The sequence below is a fragment of the Mameliella sp. AT18 genome, assembly GCF_028807275.1.
GTDB classification, from domain to species: Bacteria; Pseudomonadota; Alphaproteobacteria; order Rhodobacterales; family Rhodobacteraceae; genus Antarctobacter; species Antarctobacter albus.
On the sequence record NZ_JARAMO010000036.1, the window covers coordinates 19,334 to 27,170 of the forward strand.

At 66.7% G+C, this 7,837-nt stretch carries 9 protein-coding genes; 5 read left to right on the forward strand and 4 right to left on the reverse strand.

From position 1 onward, the window contains the following. The 4 genes from PVW46_RS04765 to PVW46_RS04780 are packed head-to-tail and all read left to right on the forward strand — an operon-like array spanning position 1 to position 4,497. Positions 1 to 1,158, forward strand: a complete 1,158-nt coding sequence (locus PVW46_RS04765; RefSeq protein WP_274574974.1) for an FIST N-terminal domain-containing protein — start codon at positions 1 to 3, stop codon at positions 1,156 to 1,158. Next, entirely contained in the window at positions 1,155 to 3,497 is a 2,343-nt protein-coding gene (locus tag PVW46_RS04770) for an ATP-binding response regulator (RefSeq protein WP_088670885.1), read from the forward strand. Before PVW46_RS04765 ends, PVW46_RS04770 begins: the two co-directional genes overlap by 4 nt. Continuing rightward, a complete protein-coding gene (locus PVW46_RS04775; RefSeq protein WP_172431601.1) occupies positions 3,494 to 4,156 on the forward strand; it encodes a hypothetical protein in 663 nt (220 codons plus the stop codon). Before PVW46_RS04770 ends, PVW46_RS04775 begins: the two co-directional genes overlap by 4 nt. Further along, on the forward strand, positions 4,153 to 4,497 hold the full coding sequence (locus tag PVW46_RS04780) for a hypothetical protein (protein WP_274574982.1): 345 nt from the start codon (positions 4,153 to 4,155) through the stop codon (positions 4,495 to 4,497). Before PVW46_RS04775 ends, PVW46_RS04780 begins: the two co-directional genes overlap by 4 nt. A gap of 63 nt (positions 4,498 to 4,560) precedes the next feature. Here PVW46_RS04780 and PVW46_RS04785 read toward each other — a convergent pair whose 3' ends face one another. The 4 genes from PVW46_RS04785 to PVW46_RS04800 all read right to left on the reverse strand — a co-directional run bounded on the left by PVW46_RS04785 (position 4,561) and on the right by PVW46_RS04800 (position 6,720). After that, the gene (locus PVW46_RS04785; protein WP_274574984.1) at positions 4,561 to 5,361 is read right to left on the reverse strand and encodes a quinoprotein dehydrogenase-associated SoxYZ-like carrier; all 801 of its coding nucleotides are present in this window, start codon (positions 5,359 to 5,361) and stop codon (positions 4,561 to 4,563) included. Between the two features lie 95 nt (positions 5,362 to 5,456). After that, positions 5,457 to 5,786, reverse strand: a complete 330-nt coding sequence (locus PVW46_RS04790; RefSeq protein ID WP_043144394.1) for a type II toxin-antitoxin system RelE/ParE family toxin — start codon at positions 5,784 to 5,786, stop codon at positions 5,457 to 5,459. A 6-nt stretch (positions 5,787 to 5,792) separates the two neighbouring features. Further along, positions 5,793 to 6,035 carry a type II toxin-antitoxin system ParD family antitoxin gene (locus tag PVW46_RS04795; protein WP_043144395.1) on the reverse strand — a complete coding sequence of 81 codons (243 nt, stop codon included), beginning with the start codon at positions 6,033 to 6,035 and terminating at the stop codon, positions 5,793 to 5,795. A 67-nt stretch (positions 6,036 to 6,102) separates the two neighbouring features. Then, positions 6,103 to 6,720: a hypothetical protein gene (locus tag PVW46_RS04800; protein ID WP_043144396.1), complete on the reverse strand. Its 618-nt coding sequence runs from the start codon at positions 6,718 to 6,720 to the stop codon at positions 6,103 to 6,105. Between the two features lie 162 nt (positions 6,721 to 6,882). Here PVW46_RS04800 and PVW46_RS04805 point away from each other — a divergent pair. Continuing rightward, positions 6,883 to 7,837: zinc-binding dehydrogenase (locus tag PVW46_RS04805; protein ID WP_274574990.1), on the forward strand; the 955-nt coding region annotated here is incomplete at its 3' end.

Genomic DNA, 7,837 nt, shown 5'->3' on the forward strand with positions numbered 1-7,837 from the left:
ATGCGGGACGAAGACATCTCACCGGCCCATGTGCGGGTTGGCACCTCGACGCAGGCGGACACCGCCGCCGCGGTGCGCGAGGCCTCGGCCTGCATCGACCCGCGCGACACCTGTTTCGTGCTGGCGCTGATGCCGCAGAATTTCGACCGCGCGGTGATGGCGCAGGAGCTGAGCCGCCGGATGGAGGGCGTGCCGGTCTTTGGCTGCACCACCGCCGGGCAGATCACCGTGCGCGGCTATGAAACCGGCGCGCTGCAGCTGATCGCCTTTCCGCGCGAACATTTCCGCTGTGCCTCGCTGCTGATCGAACCGCTGAAGCCGATCTCGATCACCGAGATCGCCGCGCAGGCGAAACGTCACGCGGTGCGGTTCCAGCGCACCGCCGGCTGGAACCGGCTGGCGCTGGTCCTGTCGGACGGGCTGTCGAAACAGGAAGACCTGCTGATCTCGACGCTGGAAACGGTGCTGGACGACCTGCCGGTCTTTGGCGGCTCTGCCGGGGACGGGCTGTCGTTCGGGGAAACGCTGATCCTGCACAACGGGCAGTTCCGCAGCAACGTGGCACTGCTGATGCTGCTGGAAACCGACCTGCAGTTCCAGGGCATCGGGTTCGACCATTTCCTGCCCACCGAGACGCAGCTGGTGATCACCGATGCCGACCCCGAGGAACGGCTGGTCAACGAGATCAACGGCGCCCCGGCGGCGCAGGAATATGCCCGGCTGGTGGGCTGCGGCGTCGCGGACCTGTCGCCGCAGATCTTTGCCGAAAACCCGATCCTGGTGCGCTACAACCAGAATTACTATGTCCGCGCCATCAGCAGCGTGAAGGACGGGCAGGCGCTGTCCTTTCTGGCCGCCATCGACGACGGGGTGGTGCTGACCCTGGGCAAGGGCACGGAGATCATCAAGACGCTCGAGGCCGGGCTGAGCGTCTCCGGCCCCGGCGGGCTGACGCCGGATTTCATCCTTGGCTTCGACTGCGTGCTGCGCAAGCTGGAGATCGAGCAGAAACAGCTGGGCGGTGAGGCCTCGGCGCTGTTCCGGGCGCACAGGGTGCTGGGCTTCAACACCTATGGCGAACAGCATTGCGGGGTTCACATGAACCAGACCTTTGTCGGCGTCGCCTTCTTCGACCCGGCGGGCAGGGCGCTGGGATGAGCCTGGTCGACGAAAACGCCCCGCCCGAGGAACAGATCGCCCGGCAGGCCAAGATCATCGACGCGCTGATGCGCCGCGCCAACCGCAGCAACGATGTCGGCGTCTCGGCCTACAGTGCCTTTCAGTCGGCCATCGAACTGCAGGCGCAGGTGGCGGCCAAAACCCGCGACCTGGAGCGCGCCGCGACAGAGCTGGAGAGCGTCCGCTACGACCGCGAGCGCGCCCGCCGCACGCTGGAGGATGCGCTGTCCGCGATGGGCGAGGGGTTCGCCCTGTTCACCGGCGGGCGGCTGGACATCTGCAACGTGCTGTTCCGCACCTTCCTGCCCGACGTGGCCTTTCGCGTGCGCAAGGGGCTGCGGCTGGAAGATTACCTGCAATACATGATGCAAAGCCGCGCGCTGGTCTCGACCGACCGCGGCATCACCCGCAATTTCGCCCCCGAGGACCGCGGCAGCACCGGCGCCTCTGTCCGGTCGGTGGTGATCGAGCTGCGCGGCGACCGCTGGTACCAGCTTAGCCAGCAGCGCACCTCGTCGTCGAACGTGGTGCTTCTGCTGACGGAAATCACCTCGATCGTGCGGCAGAACCGATCCGAAAAGGAACATCTGATCGACCGCCAGGCGGCCTATATCCAGGCCGCCTTCGAGGACATGACATCCGGCGTCTGCACCTTTTCCTCCTCGGGCGAGGTGATGATGTACAACCGGCAGTTCCGGCAGTTGCTGGGCCTGCCGTTCACGCTGCTGCAAAAGGGCACGACGCTGACCCGGCTGCTGGATTTCCTGCGCAATCATTCGCTTGTGGCCGAGGATGCCGACCTGCGGGTCGAGGCCTGGCGGCGGCACCTGCAGCACGAGGGCTGGCTGCGCAAGCGCATCCGCCACGGCACCGACCGGGTGCTGGAACTGCAGGTCAACCGGTTGCCCGACGACGGGTTCCTCGTGGAACTGACCGACGTGACCCTGGAAAGCCGCGCCACGGAAATCCTTGAAAACCGGGTGCAGGAGCGCACCGCCGAACTGACCGAGGCAAACCGCCGCCTGACCGAGCAATACGAGGAAAAGGCCCGGGTGGAGGAGGAATTGCGCCTGGCCAAGGAACGGGCCGAGGCGGCGGTGTCGTCCAAGACGCGGTTCCTTGCGGCGGCCAGCCATGACCTGTTGCAGCCGGTGAACGCGGCCAAGCTGTTGCTGGCGACGCTCAAGGAACGCACGCGGGGCACGGAATTCGCCGCCACGGTGGAACGGCTGTACGGGGCTTTCGGGTCGACGGAACAGCTGTTGCATTCGCTGCTGGACATCTCGCGCCTGGAAAGCGCCGATCCCAGCGCCGTCACCCCCAGCGAAATCAGCCTGGGCGTGCTGATGCAGGGCATCTACGAAGACCAGAGCGCGCTGGCCGAACAGAAGAAGGTGCACCTGTCGGTGGTGCCCTCGGACGTTCTGGTCTGTTCCGATCCGGTCTACCTGCTGCGCTCGATCCAGAACCTTGTCGTCAACGCGATCCAGTACACCGAACCGGGGGGCCGGGTGCTGGTCGGCTGCCGCCGCCGAGGCAAAAAGGTGATCCTGCAGGTCTGGGACACGGGCATCGGCATCGGGCTGAAGGATCAGAAACGCATCTTCGAGGAATTCGCCCGGGCGGAAAACGTCTCGCTCGCCTCCGGCGTGGGGCTGGGCCTGTCGGTGGTGGACCGGGCCTGCAAGCTGTTGGGGCATCGGCTGTGGGTGCGGTCGAAACCCGGGGTCGGTTCGCTGTTCTGCATCGAGCTGGACCGGGTGCCGGGCCGCCGTGTCCCGGTCGAGCCGGCCACCGTGGCGCCGGCGGATACGGATGTCGAGCTGGAGCGCATCATCCTGGTGATCGAGAACGACCCGGACGTGCTGTTCGCCATGACGCAGAAACTGGAACACTGGGGCGCCAGCGTGCTGGCGGCGCCCTCGACCGCGGAGGCGCTGGTGCATGTGCGGGACATGGGGCTGGCGCCGGACATCGTGCTGGCGGACTACCAGCTGGACGGCGAGGATACCGGCGTGCGCGCCATTGCCGAGATCCGGCGCGAAACCGGCGTGCATGTGCCCGCCATCGTCATCACCGCCGACCGGCGCGAACAGATCCGGCGGCAGGGGGCGGAACTGGGCTTTACCGTGATGCACAAGCCGGTGCAGTTGTCCAAGCTGCGGCCGCTGATCGAATGGAAGATCCGCTGGCAATCGCCGGGCCCGGTGCTGGAGGGCGGGGCGCAGGAGCCGGCCCAAGAACAGGCACAGACAAAAGTCGGCCATGACAGCGCGCCGCAGGGGAATACTCTGGGCGCAGGGAGGCACATCACATGAAACTTCTATCCGCGATCTGCATTGCCGCAGCCCTTGCCACGGCCCCGGTGCAGGCCACGCCGGTGGAGCCGGGTGAGCATTACGAGCTGTTGTTCCGCAAGGGCACGCTGGAAGGGATCGGCGCCGAGGCGACGCTGATCTATTCGCGCGCCGTCACCAACGCGCTGGCGCCCGAGGCGGCAGAGCGCGACACCGGCGACATCGCCCTGACGCTGGGTGCCCAGGACGATCCGCTGGCCCAGCTGGAATTCCGCAAGCAGGACAAGCACCGCGGGCTGGGGCGTTTCCCGGCCAGCGTCGGCAACCCGATGATCATGTATTTCTACGAAAGCGTGATCCGCGACATGGCCGAGGCGGCGGGCGGCAGCCCCTATTACATCCGCAACCGCGTCAAGGAGGCGCTGGTTGCCCCGGCCGAGGTCGAAGAGGGCACCGCCATGTTCGACGGCCGCAGCGTGCCGGTGCGCATCGTGCGGCTGCATCCCTTTGCCGAGGATCCGAACAGGGCGCGGATGAAGGGCTTTGGCGAGCTGGAAATGCGTGTCGTCATGTCCGAGGACGTGCCGGGCTGGTATCTTTCGCTGACCGCCGAGACCTCCGGCCCGGACACCGACACGGTGTACCGTTCCGAGATGCGTTTCGAGGGGGTCGAGCAATGAAGGCGCTGGCGCTGATCCTGGCCCTCTTGCCGGGGGCCGTTATGGCGCAAAGCGCCGCGCAGCGGCTGAACGACTACCCCACCGTGGCGCGGGCGGATTACATCTTTGCCTGCATGGCGGTGAACGGGCAGACCCGTGTCGCGCTGGAGAAATGCGCCTGTTCCATCGACGAGATTGCCGCGATCCTGCCTTTCGAGGCCTACGAGAAGGCGGAAACCGTGCTGTCGATGCGCCGCGTGGGCGGCGAACGCATGGCGGTCTTCAACAGCTCTGTCGCGGCGGCGCATATCGTCGACGACATGCGCCGCGCCCAGGTCGAGGCGGAACTGGTCTGTTTCTGAGAAGGGCAGGGGGGCGAACGGGTCGCCCCCGGCGCGGCGGCCGCCCAATCCTGTGTCGGAGGGTCAGCCCTCCGCCAGTTTCGACAATTCCCGGCTAAAGCTGTTGCCCTCGGTGTCGGTGGCGATGACCTTCAGCGTCGGCGCGCCGTTCTCGGTATAGGCAAAACGGAACACCGGGTCTTCGGAGACGGAAATGCCGCCATCCAGGCTGAACAGCATCTCGTCGCCCTGCCAGACCTCCAGGTGGTCGATGAAATGCGCCGAGATGAACAGCTGCGTGACCTGGTCGCGCTGCAGGCCGGAATACATCGGGTGCCGGATCATGATTTCCGCCGTCCGCCGCGGGGTCGAGACCCGCGCCGCGCCGTCGACCATGTCCAGCCGCATCTGGCCCATCACCGCCAGCGCCTGTGCCGCGTCGCCCCCGGCCGGCGCCGAACAGCCGCCCGAGGCCTTGACGAAACGCCCGGCCATGAACAGGCCCTCCGGCGTCTCGCCGATCACGCGGACGTTGGAATACTGGTTCACCCGCAGGTTCAGCGTGAAGTCCAGCGGCAGCATCGCCGGTGAAAACTCCAGCCGCGCCGCGACCGGGGCCGGGTTCTCGTCGATGACGATGGTGGCGGCGCTGATCGGAACGGAGGCGTCGGTCTGGGTGATCTCCAGCGGCACCATCGCCGCATCCGTGGCGCGGTAGGGCGCCGTCACCGCGAATGGGGCAGGGGCGTCGGACACCGGACGTTCGCCCAGCACGTCGATCTTCATGTCCTGCCAGCTGGCACTGTCGGTCAGCGGGTTGTCCTGCGCCGGGGCAGGGGACGACAGCAGCGCGATACAGGCAGCCGCAAGGATGGCATGTCTCATGGTGGTTCCTCCCGCGCGCAGTCTGCCACAACCGGGCCTGTCTGCGAACGCAGCGGAAAGTCTGCCCCCGTTCACATCTGCGCGCGCGGGGCCGGTCAGGGCGTGTCGTCCCCCAACGCGGCCAGGCGGCGGGGCAGGTCGGCGCGGACGTGCAGCACGTCGACCACGGTGATCCGGTCGGGCGCGTCGATGAAGACGATGAAATGCCGGCCGACGCGGGCAAAGCGCAGATCCTCGGGCAGGGCGGGGTCGATCAGCCTGCGGCAGGGGCGCGACAGGGCGCGGCCATCGGCCAGCGCGGTGCAGCCGTCGATCAGCTCTTGCCCGTAACGCCGGGCCTGACGGGGGCCGAAGGTTTCAGCCGTCCAGCGGGCGATCTCCTGCAGGGCGGTTTCCGCCTGACGGGTGAGGACAAAGGGGCGCAAGCGCGGCTACAGGTCGAAGGCGCGGCGCAGGACCTCTTCGCCCGTGCCCTCGGCCAGGTCGCCGTTGCGGGCCTGTTCGACGCCGCGCATCAGCCGGGCGCGCATGTCCTGCAGCTCGATCTCTTCGCGTTCCAGCAGGCGCAGCCCGGCGCGCAGCGCCTCGGAGGCGTTCTGGTAGCGCCCCGAGGCGACAAGATCGTCGATGAAGCGCGATTGCGGATCGGTCAGGACAACGTTGCGGGTGGCCATGTCAGGCTCCTGTGGCGGGGTATTGGCAATATATGCCAACAGGGGCCGCTTGTCCAAGGGGCCGGTGTCAGCCGTCCTCGCGGACCTGGGCCTGCAACAGGCGGGCAATGGCATAGAGCCGCTTTTCCAGCAGGGTCGGGGTTTCGCAAAGGTAGGTGATGGATTGCTGGCGGTCGGTATAGATCGTCTGGTTCCAGTCGATCTGTTCCTCCAGCGCGTCGACCCGGTCGAAATCCGGGGTCTCGGCGGCCAGCAGCCGGTCCATCTCGCCCCGGTCCGAATCGATCTTTTCGGACAGCTCGATCTGGCTGAGCGAGAATTCCCCGATGCCCGAGATGATCCGGCTGCGCCGCTGCGCCAGCGTGTCGAAGACCTCGGCAAAGACGCGGGTGAGGATCTGCGGATCGCCCTTGTAGGTTGCGGCGAAACCGGCCACCTCGTCTTCCAGCTCGGCCACCTCGATCCGGCGCAGGGCCAGCAGTTCGGCCAGTTCGGTGATGTCCGCCTGCGCCGCCGCATCGGGGGTGGCGTTTTCGTCGGGCATGATCGGCCACATCAGGCCCATCGACATTCTTTCAACCTTACGCTGAATGCAGGGCCAGGTCGGGTCCGAGAAATCGGCCGCCTGGGCGGTGCCGAGCGGGCCGAAAACGGCCAGAACGGCGAAAATCCTAAGGGCTTTCATGGTCTCTGTCCTCCCTTTTCCGGACTATGCCCGGGGGCGCGGATCGAGTCCATGCAGCCGTATACCCACCATTGTATTGGTTGTTTTGTCGCAGGCTGCTCATCAATACTTCACCGCAAGAGGCGCCGGAAATCACTGCTCGGCGCCGTAGGAGGACAGACGATGAGAACGCGTGCCGCTGTGGCAGTCGAGGCTGGTAAGCCTTTGGAAATCATGGAAGTCGAACTGGATGGCCCCCGCGCGGGAGAGGTCCTGGTCGAGATCAAGGCCACCGGCCTGTGCCACACCGACGAATTCACCCGCTCGGGCGCCGACCCCGAGGGCATCTTTCCCGCCATCCTGGGCCACGAGGGCGCCGGCGTGGTGGTCGAAGTGGGCGAGGGGGTGACCACCCTGGAGGTGGGTGACCACGTCATCCCGCTTTACACGCCCGAGTGCCGGGAGTGCGAATACTGCCTCAACCCCAAGACGAACCTGTGCCAGAGCGTGCGGGCCACTCAGGGGCAGGGGCTGCTGCCGGACGGCACCACGCGGTTCAAGATGCTGGATGGCACGCCGATCCATCACTACATGGGCTGCTCGACCTTCGCCAACCACACGGTCGTGCCGGAAATCGCCCTGGCCAAGATCCGCAAGGACGCACCTTTCGACAAGGTCTGCTACATCGGCTGCGGCGTCACCACCGGCGTCGGCGCGGTGATCAACACCGCCAAGGTCGAGATCGGCAGCCGTGCGGTTGTCTTTGGCCTGGGCGGCATCGGGTTGAACGTCATCCAGGGCCTGCGCATGGCCGGGGCCGACCAGATCGTCGGCGTCGACCTGAACGACGGCAAGGAAGAGATGGCGCGCCACTTCGGCATGACCGATTTCGTGAACCCCTCGAAGATCGAGGGCGATCTGGTCGCGCACCTGGTCGAGCTGACCAAGGGCGGCGCCGACTACAGCTTTGACGCCACCGGCAACGTACAGGTGATGCGCGCCGCGCTGGAATGCGCGCACAAGGGCTGGGGTGAATCGATCATCATCGGCGTGGCGCCGGCGGGGGCCGAGATCAGCACGCGGCCGTTCCAGCTGGTCACCGGCCGGGTCTGGCGCGGCACCGCCTTTGGCGGCGCGC

Coding starts and splice junctions, on each gene's coding strand:
- PVW46_RS04785 (WP_274574984.1), bottom strand. CDS start 5,361: ATGAGACATGCCATCCTTGCGGCTGCCTGTATCGCGCTGCTGTCGTCC.
- PVW46_RS04800 (WP_043144396.1), bottom strand. CDS start 6,720: ATGAAAGCCCTTAGGATTTTCGCCGTTCTGGCCGTTTTCGGCCCGCTC.
- PVW46_RS04780 (WP_274574982.1), top strand. CDS start 4,153: ATGAAGGCGCTGGCGCTGATCCTGGCCCTCTTGCCGGGGGCCGTTATG.
- PVW46_RS04775 (WP_172431601.1), top strand. CDS start 3,494: ATGAAACTTCTATCCGCGATCTGCATTGCCGCAGCCCTTGCCACGGCC.
- PVW46_RS04770 (WP_088670885.1), top strand. CDS start 1,155: ATGAGCCTGGTCGACGAAAACGCCCCGCCCGAGGAACAGATCGCCCGG.
- PVW46_RS04795 (WP_043144395.1), bottom strand. CDS start 6,035: ATGGCCACCCGCAACGTTGTCCTGACCGATCCGCAATCGCGCTTCATC.
- PVW46_RS04765 (WP_274574974.1), top strand. CDS start 1: ATGCGGGACGAAGACATCTCACCGGCCCATGTGCGGGTTGGCACCTCG.